16 protein-coding genes and 23 tRNA genes are annotated in these 17,025 nt (G+C 34.2%); 36 read left to right on the top strand and 3 right to left on the bottom strand.

The features are described from left to right. Positions 1-589 precede the first annotated feature (589 nt). The 36 genes from MST30_RS04860 to MST30_RS04685 all read left to right on the top strand — a co-directional run bounded on the left by MST30_RS04860 (position 590) and on the right by MST30_RS04685 (position 15,156). Entirely contained in the window at positions 590-1,150 is a 561-nt protein-coding gene (locus tag MST30_RS04860) for a tetratricopeptide repeat protein (protein WP_243473259.1), read from the top strand. Between the two features lie 16 nt (positions 1,151-1,166). Further along, complete coding sequence (locus tag MST30_RS04855) at positions 1,167-1,484, top strand: hypothetical protein (RefSeq protein ID WP_243473258.1); 318 nt, start codon at positions 1,167-1,169, stop codon at positions 1,482-1,484. 124 nt (positions 1,485-1,608) lie between these two features. After that, positions 1,609-2,166: a metallophosphoesterase family protein gene (locus tag MST30_RS04850; RefSeq protein ID WP_243473257.1), complete on the top strand. Its 558-nt coding sequence runs from the start codon at positions 1,609-1,611 to the stop codon at positions 2,164-2,166. Between the two features lie 19 nt (positions 2,167-2,185). Next, complete coding sequence (locus tag MST30_RS04845; protein WP_243473256.1) at positions 2,186-3,127, top strand: C45 family autoproteolytic acyltransferase/hydrolase; 942 nt, start codon at positions 2,186-2,188, stop codon at positions 3,125-3,127. Positions 3,128-3,207: 80 nt separating this feature from the next. Then, complete coding sequence (locus MST30_RS04840; RefSeq protein ID WP_243473255.1) at positions 3,208-3,531, top strand: hypothetical protein; 324 nt, start codon at positions 3,208-3,210, stop codon at positions 3,529-3,531. A gap of 755 nt (positions 3,532-4,286) precedes the next feature. Then, positions 4,287-4,360: transfer RNA gene (locus MST30_RS04835), tRNA-Lys, on the top strand. Positions 4,361-4,366: 6 nt separating this feature from the next. Continuing rightward, a tRNA-Ser gene (locus MST30_RS04830) sits at positions 4,367-4,453 on the top strand. Between the two features lie 6 nt (positions 4,454-4,459). Then, positions 4,460-4,532: transfer RNA gene (locus MST30_RS04825), tRNA-Pro, on the top strand. A gap of 14 nt (positions 4,533-4,546) precedes the next feature. After that, a tRNA-Ser gene (locus tag MST30_RS04820) sits at positions 4,547-4,632 on the top strand. 86 nt (positions 4,633-4,718) lie between these two features. Further along, positions 4,719-4,790, top strand: a tRNA-Asn gene (locus MST30_RS04815). Between the two features lie 5 nt (positions 4,791-4,795). Further along, positions 4,796-4,869: transfer RNA gene (locus tag MST30_RS04810), tRNA-Cys, on the top strand. A gap of 7 nt (positions 4,870-4,876) precedes the next feature. Further along, positions 4,877-4,959: transfer RNA gene (locus MST30_RS04805), tRNA-Tyr, on the top strand. A gap of 4 nt (positions 4,960-4,963) precedes the next feature. Then, positions 4,964-5,035 (top strand) — tRNA-Trp (locus tag MST30_RS04800). An 84-nt stretch (positions 5,036-5,119) separates the two neighbouring features. Beyond that, positions 5,120-5,191, top strand: a tRNA-Asp gene (locus MST30_RS04795). Positions 5,192-5,197: 6 nt separating this feature from the next. After that, positions 5,198-5,269 (top strand) — tRNA-Glu (locus tag MST30_RS04790). A 5-nt stretch (positions 5,270-5,274) separates the two neighbouring features. After that, positions 5,275-5,346: transfer RNA gene (locus tag MST30_RS04785), tRNA-Val, on the top strand. Positions 5,347-5,351: 5 nt separating this feature from the next. Continuing rightward, positions 5,352-5,424, top strand: a tRNA-Met gene (locus MST30_RS04780). A 5-nt stretch (positions 5,425-5,429) separates the two neighbouring features. Continuing rightward, a tRNA-Leu gene (locus tag MST30_RS04775) sits at positions 5,430-5,514 on the top strand. Positions 5,515-5,520: 6 nt separating this feature from the next. Beyond that, positions 5,521-5,594, top strand: a tRNA-Leu gene (locus MST30_RS04770). A 5-nt stretch (positions 5,595-5,599) separates the two neighbouring features. Continuing rightward, positions 5,600-5,671: transfer RNA gene (locus MST30_RS04765), tRNA-Arg, on the top strand. Between the two features lie 6 nt (positions 5,672-5,677). Beyond that, positions 5,678-5,748: transfer RNA gene (locus tag MST30_RS04760), tRNA-Gln, on the top strand. 6 nt (positions 5,749-5,754) lie between these two features. Beyond that, positions 5,755-5,827 (top strand) — tRNA-Ile (locus tag MST30_RS04755). Between the two features lie 8 nt (positions 5,828-5,835). Further along, positions 5,836-5,908: transfer RNA gene (locus MST30_RS04750), tRNA-His, on the top strand. Between the two features lie 6 nt (positions 5,909-5,914). Then, a tRNA-Phe gene (locus tag MST30_RS04745) sits at positions 5,915-5,987 on the top strand. Between the two features lie 32 nt (positions 5,988-6,019). Beyond that, the gene (locus tag MST30_RS04740; protein WP_243473254.1) at positions 6,020-6,505 is read left to right on the top strand and encodes a ribonuclease H-like YkuK family protein; all 486 of its coding nucleotides are present in this window, start codon (positions 6,020-6,022) and stop codon (positions 6,503-6,505) included. Between the two features lie 1,211 nt (positions 6,506-7,716). Beyond that, positions 7,717-7,801 (top strand) — tRNA-Tyr (locus tag MST30_RS04735). Positions 7,802-8,507: 706 nt separating this feature from the next. Then, on the top strand, positions 8,508-9,608 hold the full coding sequence (locus tag MST30_RS04730; RefSeq protein ID WP_243473253.1) for a slipin family protein: 1,101 nt from the start codon (positions 8,508-8,510) through the stop codon (positions 9,606-9,608). 57 nt (positions 9,609-9,665) lie between these two features. Beyond that, entirely contained in the window at positions 9,666-10,547 is an 882-nt protein-coding gene (locus MST30_RS04725) for a hypothetical protein (RefSeq protein WP_243473252.1), read from the top strand. 62 nt (positions 10,548-10,609) lie between these two features. Next, entirely contained in the window at positions 10,610-12,010 is a 1,401-nt protein-coding gene (locus tag MST30_RS04720; RefSeq protein WP_243473251.1) for an RtcB family protein, read from the top strand. A gap of 12 nt (positions 12,011-12,022) precedes the next feature. Beyond that, positions 12,023-12,718: a tRNase toxin domain-containing protein gene (locus MST30_RS04715; protein WP_243473250.1), complete on the top strand. Its 696-nt coding sequence runs from the start codon at positions 12,023-12,025 to the stop codon at positions 12,716-12,718. A gap of 82 nt (positions 12,719-12,800) precedes the next feature. Next, positions 12,801-12,872, top strand: a tRNA-Glu gene (locus tag MST30_RS04710). Positions 12,873-12,887: 15 nt separating this feature from the next. Next, on the top strand, positions 12,888-13,484 hold the full coding sequence (locus tag MST30_RS04705) for a hypothetical protein (protein WP_243473249.1): 597 nt from the start codon (positions 12,888-12,890) through the stop codon (positions 13,482-13,484). Positions 13,485-13,696: 212 nt separating this feature from the next. Beyond that, complete coding sequence (locus MST30_RS04700; RefSeq protein WP_243473248.1) at positions 13,697-14,248, top strand: SDR family oxidoreductase; 552 nt, start codon at positions 13,697-13,699, stop codon at positions 14,246-14,248. Positions 14,249-14,259: 11 nt separating this feature from the next. Beyond that, positions 14,260-14,332: transfer RNA gene (locus MST30_RS04695), tRNA-Val, on the top strand. Between the two features lie 22 nt (positions 14,333-14,354). Beyond that, a tRNA-Ser gene (locus MST30_RS04690) sits at positions 14,355-14,426 on the top strand. Between the two features lie 22 nt (positions 14,427-14,448). After that, complete coding sequence (locus MST30_RS04685) at positions 14,449-15,156, top strand: DUF434 domain-containing protein (RefSeq protein ID WP_243473247.1); 708 nt, start codon at positions 14,449-14,451, stop codon at positions 15,154-15,156. A gap of 55 nt (positions 15,157-15,211) precedes the next feature. Here MST30_RS04685 and MST30_RS04680 read toward each other — a convergent pair whose 3' ends face one another. Genes MST30_RS04680 through MST30_RS04670 form a run of 3 tightly spaced genes read right to left on the bottom strand, consistent with a single transcriptional unit; the run spans position 15,212 to position 17,002 of the window. Beyond that, on the bottom strand, positions 15,212-15,760 hold the full coding sequence (locus MST30_RS04680) for a YceI family protein (protein ID WP_243473246.1): 549 nt from the start codon (positions 15,758-15,760) through the stop codon (positions 15,212-15,214). An 11-nt stretch (positions 15,761-15,771) separates the two neighbouring features. Next, entirely contained in the window at positions 15,772-16,134 is a 363-nt protein-coding gene (locus tag MST30_RS04675; protein ID WP_243473245.1) for a hypothetical protein, read from the bottom strand. A 13-nt stretch (positions 16,135-16,147) separates the two neighbouring features. After that, positions 16,148-17,002: a DUF5777 family beta-barrel protein gene (locus MST30_RS04670; RefSeq protein ID WP_243473244.1), complete on the bottom strand. Its 855-nt coding sequence runs from the start codon at positions 17,000-17,002 to the stop codon at positions 16,148-16,150. Between the last annotated feature and the right edge of the window lie 23 nt (positions 17,003-17,025).

The following is a 17,025-nucleotide window of genomic DNA, read 5'->3' as shown; positions in this document are numbered from 1 at the left end:
TATTTAAATCACATAATTCGGACGCAACATTGTGCCTTTTTTGGTATTTGTAGATTAGGTAAACAGTATAAAATCTAGTAAAAGCGTCCAAATAAATAATTTGGACGCTTTTTTTTATCAATTTTTTTCAATGCCTAAAAATCGTGTGTTGATTAACTACATAACAGGCCTTCAAGGACTTACCTATCTGAAGCGATTCGGACAGGCTTTTTCTTGCCTAAACCCAAGTTAATTATTTGATTTTCAATAAATTAATTTGAAATTTTATTTGGTGGTTTAGAAAATTCAACTTTATATTTGCATCGCAGTTTTGCAACAAAACAATTATTAAAACGAAGTATAATGTTTCACATTAAAACAGACAAAAGTATGGTAGGAGAACTAGGTTCTTTAGCATACACGCTTCGTGACATCTTTCCAGATAAATAGATATCTATTTTTTTATCATATAAAGAGTCCGAAGCCCAAACGTTTCTGACTTTTTTGTATGCCTTACTTCTTTAAGATTAAGACTAAAACTTCTGAAAAAACTTAATAAGTCCAATTCAATAAAGATTGGACTAAAACAAAAATAAAATAATTAGAAATCATGGGATTAACTATAGCAGATAGCTATTATTTAAAGGCTAAAGGAGCAATGTCTGGTTGGTTTAGTGACTGGAATGAAGCTTGCGAAACATTAAATTATGCACTTTCGTATGATGAAAACCATTGCCCCTCATTATGCTTGTTAGGTAAAATCTATGCTGAATATATGTACGATTTTGATAAGGCATTTGATTGTTATGATAAAGTCATTTCAATAAATCCTGATTTTAAAGAGGTCTATCCAGCTTACATAATGTATCTGATTTGGGCAGATGAAAATGAGCGTGCAGAAAAATTAATTGACTTTGCTTTTAAAATAAAAGGGGTAGATGTGGCTAGACTTAATTGGCTTTCATCCTACATAAATGAAACTAAAGGTAAATACAAGAAAAGTCTAAAAGATTTAAAAGCTGCTAAAAAAGTAATTTATAACGATTACTTCTTTGACTTTATGCTAGATGAAGAAAAGCGCATCAAAAAGAAAATAGCCTTAGACAAGCCTAAGAAAAAGAAAACTTCCAAAAAGAAGAAGAAAGACAAACAAAAAAAGAAAAACAAATAACTTAAATGAAACTGTTATGAGACGACAAGAATTATTAAAACGATTCCTAACAGGAACAGACAAAACAGGTCGATTCATTGTAAGCAGTAAAATTACGGGAATCACCTATTTTATTGAACCTATAGATAATGGCAAACCAGATAAACTTTGGGGAGATGTAGATCCGGCAACCAAAAAATTAACTGGAGATTACGGAAACAAATCTATAGGAGCCGTTAAAGAGAAAGACTCTTTAATTACAAAAGAAAACGGGTTTATTAACATTTCAACCTTTAAAGGAAGTCCTTTGGGCGAAATAGACCGAAGAGACAAAATGTATGAATCTCATCAATAACCATAGCAACCTGTAAGTTTGAAAATGTTGTGTAGTTATACTGAGCACAGTCGAAGTGTTCTTTCAAAATCCAAACTTGCAGGTTTAAATTAACGAGGTTTCTGCCATAGCAGAAATAGAAAACATGAATAACACAGAAAATATATTTTTTACATCAGACCATCATTTTGGTCACACCAATATTATAAAGTTCACCAACCGACCGTTTGAAACGGTTGAGGAAATGGACCAAGAACTTATAAAGCGATGGAATAGCAGAATCAATAAACATGATAAAGTTTATCACTTAGGCGATTTTGGCCTATGTAAAGCAGAACGAATGCGAGAAATCTTGGATCAACTGAACGGTAAAATTTTCCTTATTCGAGGGAATCATGAAGGAGCTGCTTTAGCAAATCCAAACCGTTTTGAATGGATTAAAGACTACTTTGAACTCAATATCAATGACGAAGATGCACCAAACGGCAAACAAAAGATTATGCTATTGCATTATGCAATGCGTGTTTGGCATTCTAGTTTTAGAGGTACTTGGCATCTTTACGGTCATTCTCACGGTAGTTTACCAGACGATCCTAACAGCAACAGCTTTGATGTTGGTGTAGATTGTCACGATTTCTACCCAATTACTTACCAAGAAGTCAAAGACATTATGAATAAAAAAACTTGGGAACCACCATTTTAAAAATAGCAAAACTTGAGAAATGGAGAGAATTACAATAAACCTAGACAAAAAACCATCAGAGCGGTGGAATTTGCTAAAAGATTATAAACATGAAACCAATAGTCTTTTAAAATATTATCTAGAAGATTTAAGTAGTGCAGGTATTTTTGAAACCTATATAGAGACTTATAAGACGTTATTTATTAGTAAGCAATATCAAGAAGAAATTGAATGTGTTGCCAAAAACAGTCATTTTTCTGAAAATCAAGTCCTCATTACCAATCTTTATTATGATGCTTTAAAATTTGTATTTGGATGCACTTCTTTCTGTATTACAAATCAAACCGAAAAGCTTCATGCAAGAAATTTAGATTGGTGGTCCGAGAATAATATATTAGGCTCATTTACTAAAGTGTTCGATTTTAAAGAAAATGATGAGATAAAATACTCTCTAGTAAGTTGGCCTGGTTTTATAGGTGCATTATCTGGAGTAAAACCAGGTAAGTTTTCAATAACATTGAATGCTGTATTAAGCAATGAGTCACCTCAATTTGCTATTCCTATTACGTTTCTCATCAGAGATGTGCTAGAGAATGCTGAAACATTTGACGAAGCAATTAAAATACTTTCTGAAACAACAATTGCTTCAGACTGTTTGCTAATGGTAGTAGGTGTCAATCTAGATGAGAATGTAGTTATAGAACGAACACCTACAACATTTTCTATTAGAAAACCTGAGGGAAATAGTCTCATTGTGACTAATGAGTACTTGTCTTTAACAGAGAATAAAAATACCAATGACACATTACAATTGACTGCTTCAGGGAGACATAAACGAGTTGAAGTATTAGTAAAAGCCAACACTCCTAAATCAACAGATGATTATTTTGATATACTTTCAGATAATCAGGTTAAAATGGGAATTACAGTTCAGCAAATGGTTTTTAATCCTAAAAATGGGGATATTCATTTGAAAGTATAAAATAATTTCAACTACGCAAAAATATTGCGTATAAGTATGAAATATTTGTCAATAGATTAATATAAAGTTGCTTACTAATAATGAGTAAATCACATATCGAAAAACTAGAAAAAGAATTGAGACTCTCAAAATGGGTCATTGTTTTAGAAGATAATACAGAAAACTTTATCTGGAAAATTTCGAGACCCAATGGAGATTCTTTAATGACTATTGATTTTTCAGTTTATGGAAACAATTTTTTTGGTGAATTAGAAGGAAATGAAACATTACATAATGCTATTGGATGTCATATAAAAAACCACCCTGAAATTAATCTTTATTTTGGAAAATATTCTGGTCAATTTCAAAAGGATGTTGTTGAATTTGTAAATCAACTCAATTCTATAGACTATAAAAATTCGTGAAATAATATATATTTGCAACACATTAAACAAGAAATGATTACAAAACAAATACATAAACAACCGATGTCTCGCTTTAATGAATGTAGAGATTATAGATGGGCAGTAATTTTACTGAGTACCCTAAACGGATGTTTTGTATCTATTTTTAAGTGTTGAATATGATTTAAATACTATTAAAACCATAATATGAAGCGTCCAACCCAAAAAGTTGGACGTTTTTTTTGAGTAAAACTAAATTTTGAAGCGCTTTTTAAGTGAATTCAAGAGTGTAAGTTGAGCTCATCCCAATAAAAATTGGGATCTGAACATAATTTTTTTTGAAAAATATTTTGAAACAGTAAAATAGTAAAATAAAGGTATAAAAACAGTGAAGCAATTGAGAGACAGTCTTTTGTAAACATGTTAAGAATCTGCAGAAATGCGGACAGGAATCCTATTGCCTAAAAACATCATAAATAATTGATTATCAATAAATTAAATTGATTTTTTTCTTGCGTAATTCAAAAATGCATTTCATATTTGCACCGTCAAAACAATTAAAAAACAAATGACAAATTATTTACAACATAGTATTCAAATAAGTCTCTGGTCGCGTTCACCGAAATGTATGGTCGCGATAGAGAATGATGAAAGATTTAAAATATATACTAGGAAGGTTATGGATACATAAGTTAATGCATTCATATTAATATAAAGAAAGCGCCTTCCGTAAAACGAGGCGCTTTTTTTATGCTGTTCATTGAAATACAATATAATGACGCGTAGCTTAATTGGCTAAAGCACTCGACTTTTAATCGAGGTGATGTGAGTTCGACTCTCACTGCGTCAACACCACGGAAGGACAAGCCAATTGGTGGTGGCCGCTGTCTTGAAAACAGTTAGGAGATAATGACTCGTGTGGGTTCAACTCCCACTCCTTCCGCAAAAACTGAGAGGATAACGATGGTTGGTTTACTCGCTTTGGAAGCGAGAGGTTGCAGGTTCAAATCCTGTCTCTCAGACTATGTTAATAATTGGAGAGTAGGCAAATACTGGTTCGTTGCGCTTGTCTGCTAAACAAGTCCGCTAATAGCGGTGAAGGTTCAATTCCTTTACTCTCCGCAATAAAAGGGGTTATAGTTTAACAAGCCAAAACAGTGGGTTTGCAATCCGCAGAATGGAGTGCAAGTCTCAGTAGCTCCACAAACGATATCGTAGCTCAATGGTAGAGCCGTCGGCTGTTAACCGACAGGTTATAGGTTCGAATCCTATCGGTATCGCAAAAGACAAGGTGGCTGAATGGTTTAAAGCATTGGTCTGCAACACCAATATTTATGAGTTCGAATCTCATCCTTGTCTCAAACTTGGAAGTATTGAGCAATTGGTTGGCTCGCTAGACTGTAAATCTGGTCTCTTCGGAGCATGTAGGTTCGAGTCCTACTACTTCCACTAAGCATCTATGGTGTAATTGGTAGCATTTAAGTCTCCAAAACTTAGGGTTAAGGTTCGAGTCCTTATGGGTGTGCAAAACATATCTATGGTGTAACGGAAAGCACAAAAGGTTTCTACCCTTTAAGTCCAAGTTCGACTCTTGGTAGATATACAAAATGGTTCATTGGGGTAATGGCTATCCTTCCCGACTGTCTCTCGGGAGATACGAGTTCGATTCTCGTATGAACCGCAAACTGTTCCGTTGGTCAAATGGTCAAGACGGCTGACTTTCTATCAGCAGATGGGAGTTCGATTCTCCTACGGAATTCAAATTGAGGTATAGCTCAGCGGAAGAGCATCACGCTTACATCGTGAAAGTCATAGGTTCGATCCCTATTGCCTCAACAAATTGAGATATAGCTTAACAGGTAGAGCACCGCTCTCATAAGGCGGTTTGTTTAGGTTCGAGTCCTAATATCTCAACGCATACCCGTATGATGAAACTGGTAAACAGATCAGACTTAAAATCTGAGGTGCAGATCGGACTTGTAGATTCGAATCCTACTACGGGTACAATTTGCAGAGATGATGTAACAGGAAAACATACCTGACTTAGAATCAGGTTTCTGTGGGTTCGAATCCCACTCTCTGTACAACTAGGTTTATGGTGTAATGGATAGCATGCAAGGTTTCGACCCTTGTGGTATGGGTTCGAATCCTATTAAACCTACTGTAATAACTTGTGGTGTAACGGCAGCATGGAAGACTTTGAATCTTTCGGTACAGGTTCGAATCCTGTCGAGTTAACAACATTCTGACATAGCTTAATTGGTAAAGTGCAAACCTGATACGTTTGTGGATAAAGGTTCAACTCCTTTTGTCAGAACTAAATATGGTGGTTTTAGTTTAACAGGTAAAATGTCTCACTGTGAATGAGAAGAATAGGGTTCGAGTCCCAAAATCACCCAAAGAAGGAACAATAGCAAAGCAGGTCTATGCGTCTGGTTGAAGCCCAGAAGATACTGGTTCGAGCCCAGTTTGTTCCACAAAATAAATGTTTAACTAAAATTGAGAACTGATGAAAATTGTACAACAAAAATGGAGAAACTTTAGCGGTAAAGTTTTCGATATGCCAATTACAAACATTATCGAAAATGCCATTATAAAAGAGCAAGAAGCTGGACATCGCTTAAAGATTTGTGTTGGGTCAGATTCTCAAGCCTATAAATCTCACGTGGAGTATGCTACAGTAATTGTGGTACTTAGAGAGGGTAAGGGTGGTTTTATGTTTATGAGAAATTATAAAGGCACAAAGAAAATCAGCATTAAAGAGCGTATGCTTAGAGAGGTTACCATGTCCGTAGAAGTGGCATACGCCATCTGCGATATACTAGACAAGTACAATGTAGAACTAGAGGTACATGCAGATATTAATACAGATCCAAAGTTTGAATCTAATGTAGCACTTAAAGATGCCATGGGCTATATCCTGGGAATGGGATTTGTCTTTAAAGCAAAGCCTTATGCATTTGCAAGTTCATCTTGTGCAGATAAGGTGGTATAAATACTTCACTCTAGAATAAGCTCTTATTCTTTTTAAGGGATTCTGCTGGGTTCTATGTAGCCTAGAACCTGGTGGAATTATTAAGTGAAGAAGAAAATTTATAAAATAATTTTTACTACGCAAAAAGAATGCGCAACAGCATAAAATATTTGCAGAGTAAATAACAAAAAAGTCTTTGGAATCAGACTTTAAAGTAGTGCTCTGCCAGACATAACGCTGGCAGAGCTTAATAAACGAAAACGTTCATTGACATTAAAATATTACTTTCTTAAAAACTGTTTTGTCAATCTGAAATCGAAGATTTAACACCGTTAATTTTATTTCAGATTCTGAAACGAGTTCAAAATGACAACTTTTTTAAGAGGTAACGGGCGGCTTATCGTCCTTAGATAAACTTGGTAACAAGGATAAATCTGTTTGCTGGCACAGTAAATGGAGACTGCTTTTACGCAAAAGCAGTACACATAAGCAAGCAACTCACATAAGTTATTATTTACAAGGGGCAACCGCTGAGGTAAATAAGAACTTATAGCCGACAGTAATTAGGCTTGAGGTGGAGACATTAATAGGAAAAGTTGTAGTAATGGGTTACGTATAGGTTATCCAGCCTAGCGGAGCGCATTGCAGTATTAAAGTGACCCGATTGGAAACAGTTCGGTGACTTAACATACCGTGTGCTGGGAGGCATGCAAGGAGAAGGTTGGTATTTTGTAGGCAAAAATCTACGAAGCCATTTTCGAAGCCCTTCTTCTAGGTCAAAATTTACAAGTCTAGGTTCGAGTCCTAGTATCTACAACAAATGTTGATATAGCTCAATTGGTAGAGCGCTGTATTTCAAGTACAGTGAAAAAAGCAAAAGACTTCGAACATTACAGCAGCTAGTAGTTGCCTAAACCCATTGCAATATATGGGACAGTAAAGGTCGCAAGCCTTTATTGTGTAGTGAACATTCTAATAGGCCGCCTTGTAAAGAGGACGTCTATGAATGGTGAGGGAGCCAACCCTTGTAACTGCAAAGCGTGGCAAAAAGCCACTATGCAGGCCAAGTCTAAGTTGCTGAACAGCTGTAATGTATTAGGCATCGGATAAGTACACAATTCTCTAAGCAATGAGAAGCGTGTGGAAAACTAGAGAAGGGCTACGGCTATAATGCTAGGAAAGCTTATCTAAAAGCGAAGGTATTCTCAGAACGCTTTTTAAAATATTAAGTCGGAAGTATTGAGTAATTGGTTGGCTCGCCAGACTGTAAATCTGGTTTCTTAAATGAACGTGTAGGTTCGAGTCCTACTACTTCCACATCAAGCAAGTCTTGTTGAGTGTTTCGGTATAGCACCATTGTACAAATCCTTGCTTTGTAGTATGAGGTTTTTGTATGCAACTTGACTTGAAGGTTTTCGATTATTTGACCAAATAAATAATCTCGACTCTATAGGTCGTGGGTTCGATTCCCACTCTCAATCCATTTGAGATAGTTCAGTAGGTTAGAACAATAGATAAGTATCGGTTCGATTCCGGTCAAATCCACCAAATGGGATTTGTAGCTCAACGGTAGAGCACTACGCTTTTAACGTAGGTTAACAATGGACTGAAAATCCATCTTTGTTAAACCAAGAAGGTCACTTGTAAAAATAGATCACCAAGTGTGTCGCACTTTAAATGGCAAAAACAAAGTGAATAAAAACTGGTAATGGCAACCTGTTGCTTGCGCAGTCTGGACAACACTTTGAAATACACATGTATTTTAAGCTGTTTTGAGTGATCTTTTAAAGATTCATTTTTCAAACAAAAGATTTGAATTGTCATATCTAAAGGTTGATTAATCATCTATTAAACAATGCTAAAAAACACTTCTAATCGGTTGTATTTCCGTAGTTAAAAGGATGGTTTTCTTTCACTTTGTTTTACAAAAAATAGTCACTTTCAACATAGAAAGTTCTATTATAAATGTTTAACCGTTCTGATTTAAAAAAAAGATCCAATCAGAACATAATAATTAGAAATCATGAAAAGAGTAAGAATTCATGCAGGTATGGTCGGTCTAGTATTCAAAAACGGTAACTACACTCGTGTAATTACTGAGGGAAAACACTGGATAAACTTTAGAGAGCAAGTTGCAAAATACAGCTTATCTCAACCATTTAATGCACCAAGAGCCTTAGAGATCTTACTTAAAGATCAGGCTTTAGCAGCACTATTAACCGTTATTGAGGTTAAGGATAATGAGATTGTTTTGGTTTACGAAAATGGTAACTTTAAACAGGTGTTAACTGCTGGTCGTTACACGTACTGGAACAGCTTGATCGATTATAAATTTGTAACAGCAGATTTAAGCAAAATCGAAATTACAGAAGACATTGAAAAAGCAATTTACAGTAAGCCAGAATTACGCCAGTACATCAGAACATTTGAAGTTGCTGCTTTCGAAAAAGCGATTATGATTGTAGATGATAAGTTTGAAAAAATCTTGGAACACGGTACATACCATTTCTGGAGAAATGACCAAACTATTAAAATCGCAAAAGCCGATATGCGCCAATTACAATTAGAAATTGCTGGTCAAGAATTGCTAACTAAAGACAAAGCAAACGTTCGTATTAACTTTTATGCACAATACAAAGTCGCAAATATTGAGACCGTATTGATGCAAAATAAAGATTACGAAAAACAATTGTACATTATCTTACAGTTAGCATTGAGAGCCTTTGTTGGTGCCTACACGTTAGATGAATTGTTAGAGCAAAAAGAAACTATTGCTAAAGCCGTTTTTAACGATGTTAAAGCACAAGCCAACAAATTAGGTGTAAACGTATTGCATACAGGTATTAGAGACGTCATCTTACCAGGTGATATGAAAGATATCATGAACCAAGTATTGATTGCTCATAAAAAAGCTCAGGCTAATGTGGTGACAAGACGCGAAGAAACAGCCTCTACACGTAGCTTGTTAAATACTGCAAAATTAATGGAAGACAACAGCATGTTGTTTAAATTGAAAGAAATGGAATACGTAGAGAAAATTGCCGATAAAATTGGAGAAATCACCGTTGCCGGAAATGGAAACGTGATTGAACAATTAAAGGATATTTTTTCGGTGAATAAGTAGTTAAATAACCCAGGCTTCATGAGTCTGGGCTTATTCTAAATAAAAAGAACATGAACAATGAAGAAAGAAGAATTTTTGAAGACTTTATACTTAAAGTATGAAGATTTATTAGAAAACTATGACTTTCAGAAGTTGGTTTTAAAAGATTTAATTGAAATTGGATTTGTTTATGTTCATGAGCACTTCAATAATAGCGTAAACAAGTTTCCAAACATGATGCTTCAAATGTCATTGATGAAGGCTAAATCAGTTTTAAAACTATCAGAAGGAGAATTTTTTCAGAATAATAGCAAATCAGATAAACCATATATTGATATACAATCAATATCAAGTGTTTATAGGTCTCTGTTTGAAAACTATTGTTTTTTTAATCACTTATACATAAGTGACTGGTCAAATGAAGAATTCTTATTACTTGAGAATATTTGGAGGATTACTTCTTTAAATCAAAGAAGAAAAATGCTTCATAAAAATCCTCTACTTAAAAAAAGCAAAGGGTTTGAGGTTGTTATGAAAGATATGGAAGAAATAAAACGACTAAAAGCTGAAATTGAAAAATCATATTTATTTATTAAAAACGAAAAGTCGATACGTAAATACATTTCTAAAAATATATGGCAATTAACCATTAGAAAAAACAAGGTGCTTTATATCTCATGGAAAGAGATGTATAATCGAGCTATTAAAAATCATAATGAGGAGAAGAAAGACTATCAGAGATTTTCACTTGACACACACCCAACCTTTTTCTCTGTCTTTCAGTTTGGTGATTTGTATAAAAATAGACATGACTTACAAAGAAGATCTACAGTAATGTATGAGACTATACGCCTATTAAGTAAATATTTAAATGATTTTGAAAAGTTATTAGAAGCAAAACCAAAAATAGAAAAGGATAGTAAGTATCTAATTGAATTTTTTGGGAATAGAAATATTTGAATTTCTACGCAAAAACATTGCGTAATATGCTATAATATTTGTAGTGTAATTAAAATAAAACAATGGAAACAAACATAAAAATAACAGGAAAAGATCTAATCAATTTAGGTTACAGACAAGGCAAATGGATGAAAGAGGCATTGGTTTATATCAACGAAAACCAATTGCAAGGCGATGCTTTACAAAGTTATTTAGAGCGATTTAAGTTGCCAGATCCATTACCACTACATAGTAACCCTTTAGACTTTCCAATTAACATAAAAGCAGAAAACGAGTTAGAAGAAGATAACGTTTCTAAAGTCATTGACTCTATGCAAACCTTAATGAAAACACCAACATTAGTCAATGGTGCTATTATGCCAGATGCATGCCCAACCGGACCAGACGGAACCATTCCTGTTGGTGGTGTTGCAGTAGCAAAAAACGCTATTCATCCTGGTATGCATAGTGCAGATATTTGTTGTTCGGTGATGTTAACAGACTTTGGAAAAGCAGATCCTAAAGCCATTTTAGATGTAGCTCATGCCAATACACATTTTGGTCCTGGCGGACGCGATAGAAATACGCAATTTAGATTTCCGAAGGAATTACTAGACGCTTTTGAGAATAGTAATTTATTAAAAGACAAAGAATCCATTAAAATAGCAAGAGCACATTTAGGTACGCAAGGCGATGGTAACCATTTCTTGTTTGTTGGTACATCTAAAAAAACAGGAAATACCATGATGGTAACACATCACGGATCTCGTGGTCCTGGTGCTAGACTGTATACAAAAGGGATGAAAATTGCCGAACGTTTTAGAAAAATCTTATCACCAGAAACTTTAAAACAAAACGCATGGATTCCTTTTGATACAGAAGAAGGAAAAGACTATTGGCAAGCGTTGCAAACCATAAGACAATGGACAAAAACCAATCATGAGGTTATTCATAATTCGGTTGCAGAAACTTTAGAAATTGACATTGAAAACCGTTACTGGAACGAGCATAACTTTGTATTTAAAGATGGCGATTTATTTTATCATGCTAAAGGTGCAACACCTTTGGATGCTAAGTTTATGCCAGATATTACAGGTCCACGATTAATCCCTTTAAATATGTCTGAACCTGTATTGATTGTTGAAGGCGCTACGACCAAAACCAATTTAGGTTTTGCGCCACATGGTGCAGGTAGAAACGTAAGCCGTACACAGCATAGAAACAGCAAAACGGGAAGTATCATGCAAATTTTTAAAGAAGAAACACGTGGATTAGATGTTCGGTTTTTCTCAAAAGAAATTGATATTACCGAGTTACCAAGCGCATACAAAAATGCGCAAACTGTAAGAAGCCAAATGGAAGAATATGGTTTAGGTAACGTTATTGACGAAGTGTTACCTTACGGTTGTATTATGGCTGGTGATTGGCAAAAAAATGCACCTTGGCGTGTAAAAAGAGAGAAAAAAAGAAGCAATAAATCTTAGAAAGGAAAAGAGGTGTTAAACAGACTAACTCAATTACTATTAGATTCTAAATCATTTTTTTCGGAAAGTTGGTTGAAAAATAATGGTGCTTTTTTTGAAGAAGACAACCTCTATGCTTTTTCTTATAATTGTTTAGCCTTTCATAAAAACGGTTTGCCTCAAAACAGACAAAAACCTTTGTTTGTTGAAGAAGTGACACCTCAGTTGGATGTGCCTTTTTCTAGTTTTAAAACAATTATTTCAAGACTAGAAGCCAATAGTTTTGCCAATACATTGCTTAACAAAGAGGCACTAAGTAGCGGTATCCAAAACGCCCCTTTTGAGCATATCCTTTTAATTATGGGACAACGGCAAACGCCAGCAACTATTAAAAACGCTAAAGGTTTGCCAATGAGTAAAAAAAGCATGCTTAACAATGCTTTAAAACCATTTAATAATCAAATAAGTGTTGGTGTACGAGCTTGGGAAAAACATACAGAACGCTCTGAAGATAATTTTTGGGGAAATGTTAAAGGTTCACCACTAGCAAAAGTAGAGACTGTAAAAAGCATCATTGCAAACATGATAAATAATTATACTTGGTGGAATACATTTTATCATTATAAACATGATATTGTTTTTGAAATTAGAGTAGAAAGTGGTCATGGTATGAGATGGTCTAAAACAGACGGTAAATTAATTGGGTTTTTAGAACCTTTTATAAATTAGATTGGGATAGTAGCATAAATAGAGAAATGCTTTTGTTAGCTAGACTTAAGATGTGGGTGCAAATCACATCTATTCCACCTAAAGAACTATAGCTTAATTGGAAAAGTACCGACCTCTCAAGTCGGAGATGCGAGTTCGAGTCTCGCTAGTTCTACTAAAAGAAAGAGAAATGAAACATTACAATTTCACAGAGCAAGAGTGGAATCATTGTATTAAGGTTCTTAAAGTCTTAAAAGATGATCCTTATAACAATCCAGATAATCAATTGTTATCTGGGTTAATAACTAAGGTGTATAAGACCTCAAAAAAGATTAAAAACAAAGAGGTCGCTTACAGTTTAAAAGCTCAAGATATTTCGCTTTTAAAAGATTCCGTTATAGCAAAAAATGCTTTAGCTAACACAACCCTGTATGATGATATTAAGACTGAAGAGGAAACCATATACAAACAACTCAACAAATCTAGAAACTGCTATTCTTGTAATGAGTTGTATGATAAGGTACATTTCTACTATGCTCGTATGTGTCCTAGTTGTGCAGAAGCCAATTACATACGCCGTTTTGAAACTTTTGACCTCACGGGAAGAAACGCTATTGTCACAGGTGGTCGCGTTAAGGTAGGTTATGCTACAGCACTTAAGTTGCTTCGTTCTAATGCAAATCTTATCGTAACAACAAGATTCCCTGCTTCTGCTCTAGATAATTTTATGAAGGAGAAGGATTATAGTATTTTAAAGACAACTTATATATCTATGGTCTGGATTTAAGAAATTTAAAAGCGGTAGAGAAATTTATTTCATTTTACAAATCAAAATATGACTCTTTAGATATTCTCGTTAATAATGCTGCTCAAACTATAAAATATGATGATAATTACTATCTACCAATCGTAACAAAGGAAGAGCAATTAGCTATAGAATATAATACGAATAAACAGTTAAAATTAAATTCGATTTCTGTACTTCAAAATTCTAAACTTTTGGAGAATACAACGCATAATTCAGATTTTGAAATTAATAGATTTGGACAACCTATAGACAACCGAACTAAAACCAGCTGGAACTCTAAACTAGAAGAAATTTCTATGTACGAGCTTTTAGAAGTGAATTTGATTAATCAAATTTCACCCTATTTTATGATTAAGGAGTTTACGCCTTTGCTAGAGAAATCTCGTTTCAATAAACGATTTATAATTAATGTTACCTCATCTGAAGGACAGTTTAGCTATACTAACAAAACCATATTTCATCCGCATACCAATATGACAAAAGCTGCGTTAAATATGCTTACAAAAACTTCAGGTAAAGCTTACGAAAACATGTCAGTTTATATGTATGCTGTAGATGTTGGTTGGATATCAACAGGGGCAAATGAAGATTTAAGAAAAAAACAATTTGAAGAAGGCTATATTCCTCCTTTAGATTCTGTTGATGGTGCGGCTAGAATAATGCATCCTATTTTTGAGGCATTAAAAGGAAATACTATATTAGTCGGTACCTTATTGAAAAATTATGCCATAGAAGATTGGTAAAACAATATAGGAAAGTGGTAGCTCAGCTGGAAGAGCACTTAGCCAACACCTAAGGGGTCGCAAGTTCGAATCTTGCTCACTTTCCTTTTAATCATTTAAAATTAAAGCGTGTAATAGTTTAATTGGAAAAACAAACGAGCCAAATCGGAGATGTAGGTTCGAGTCCTACTTGCACGCTTTTCCATATTTTATAAAAGTAAATGCCCAACCAACGTAACCGAGGAAAAAATAGCAATGACGACCAACTTTTTGGTTCTGATAAAATTCAGCAGAAACTAAAAGAAGCGGTTATTGATATGCATTATTTACTATCGAGAGGTTATGCCGAAAAATCATCTTTACAGTTGGTTGGTAATAGACATAGACTCAACGTTAGACAACAACAAGCGGTACAAGGCATGAGTGCTTCAGAGCAACAAATTGAACAAAGAAAGATTACTTGTGTTCCTTTTGAAAACATAGGTAAAGAGCCTATAATTATTGATGGTTTTAATCTACTCATCATTTTAGAAAGTGCATTATCAGAAGCTTATTTGTTTAAAGGTTTAGACAACGCTTATCGCGATTTGTCTGGTGTACACGGTACTTACAAACGTGTTCAACAAACCGAAAAGGCATTGCTAATAGTTGGAAATCTTCTCAAAGACAATCCTGTAACTTGGGTTTTTGATCAACCTGTTTCTAATAGTGGACGACTGAAGACTTTACTCAGAGAATTAGCAGAGGAGCATAGTTTTAACTGGGAAATTATATTAGATCATAATCCTGATAAACTTTTAGCTGAAAGTAACCACATAGTAGTGAGTTCTGATGCTTGGGTTTTGGATCGTGCTGAACGTTGGCTAAATCTTGGTGCTCATATTATAGAGCAATATGATGATGAAATTAATATTGTTTATTCTAGATAATGGTAACAAAAAAAGCGCTAGTTAGTACTAGCGCTTTTGTTTTTAGAATAGAATTCTATTTTTTAACCAATTCAAACCTAAAATTTATATCAACTTCGTTAGATAATTTGTTGGCAACAATTTTTGGGATTTCAATATCAAAGTCTGATACCAAAACCTTGAAATTACCTGAAATTATAATTTTATTGTCTTCCTTTTTTAGAGTCAAAGGAATGCCTTCAATTTGTTTTGTGACTCCATGAAATGTTAATGAACCATCAATTGAAGCTTTGCTTTCTTTTTTACCTAAATCATCAAAATCAAAACCATCTATTTTTCCTTTAAAAGTTGCTTTTGGATACTCATCGGATTCGGCATAATTTTCATTAAAGTGCTCTTCCATTAAAGCATTTTTAAATCTGAACCCTTTTACTAAAGCTAAGGCTGCAAATTCTCCATTTTCAGTATTTAAAATTGCAGTAACAGCGTTGTTTTTTGCGGCAACTTCTTCAAAAGAAGGTATAGATGCTTCAAAATTTAATTGACCAGTTTTGGTAAGGTATTTGCTTTGAGCGACTGCACTTATGCTTATTGAGAATAGCGCTAATAATATGACATTTTTCATAACGTATTATTTTAGTTTTCTAACAAACCTTCCTGTTCCCATTGAATAACAAGATCTATTAAGTTTTGCGGTAATCTTGGTCCTCCAAAAGGCATTACAAAGCCTGCATCTGTGGTAGAAATACGGCCGATTAAATCTCTGTTTTCTACAGCATTTTTTACATTGTCATAAGTTATTAATGGCATTGGAGCTCCATTGATTGGAGGACTACTATGGCATGAAATACAATTGGTGTCAATTATAGATTTTATATTGCCTTCGTAGGTTACAAATTCTTCAACAATGACATCTTCTGTTAAGTCATCTTCGCTGTTATACGAACAGTTCGTAAAGCAGAATAAACTTGCAAAATATAAGAGGTATTTAAACTTCATGATTACTATTTTTTTAAAATACACGACTTAAGTTAAACCCAAAATAGATGTTACCATCACTCCAATCGCCTGTGGCTTGACCAAGAAATCCATTGGTATTCATAGCTTGTGCGTTAGAGAAGTGCATCTGAAACACATGTCCGCCAGTTTCTAAATCAAAACCAATGGAAAGCGGATTTTTAAAAGGCGAACCATCAGCTCTGTTTAAATGCCACCCATAATCTAGGTTTATAGACCAACGTTTGCCTAATTTTTGTCGTCCTCCAAAACCAATAGCGTATTGTGAGTTGTGTTGTTCGTCATAAGCCACAAAATTGTCATGAAAAAATGTTGGAGCCACTTCTAATGACAATTTTGAACTTACTTTTTTGGATATAAGCAACTGCGCTGTATATCCAAGACGATCCTTAAATTCTAACTTTGGTAAATTTTCTTTTTCTAATGCGGTATTTATTAAAATTGAATTATAGGCAACAATGGTAAATGGGAAACCATTTTCTTTTTGTCTTACTAGTCTGTATTTAGCTGAAGCTTCATAAATTTTTTGAAATGAGCTACGAGATACACCAATATTTATAGCATCTGTTATACCATAAACAAAGTTTAATCTTGTAACGGCATCATCTAGTCCAAAAAAACTATCAAATCCATTTTCGATGCTACCAAATCTGTGCGAAACAATGAAGGTTAGTTCCTTTTTTGCAACAAGTTTAGTAGATTCAAAGTTGACAATTTTAAGACCTTTGAAAGCTGCTGTTGCATATTGGTCTCCAATAGAATCTGTATCAATTTCACTCAGTAAATCATCTTCTTGTGTGCTTGAAATTTGGCATACCAATAGCATGACGAGTATAAATAAGTATCTCATTTTTAAAGAATTAAATTATGTGA

The organism is Winogradskyella sp. MH6 (genome assembly GCF_022810765.1).
Classification (GTDB): domain Bacteria; phylum Bacteroidota; class Bacteroidia; order Flavobacteriales; family Flavobacteriaceae; genus Winogradskyella.
Note: the sequence above shows the minus strand (reverse complement) of the source record. Positions and strands in the feature narration are given on the sequence as shown.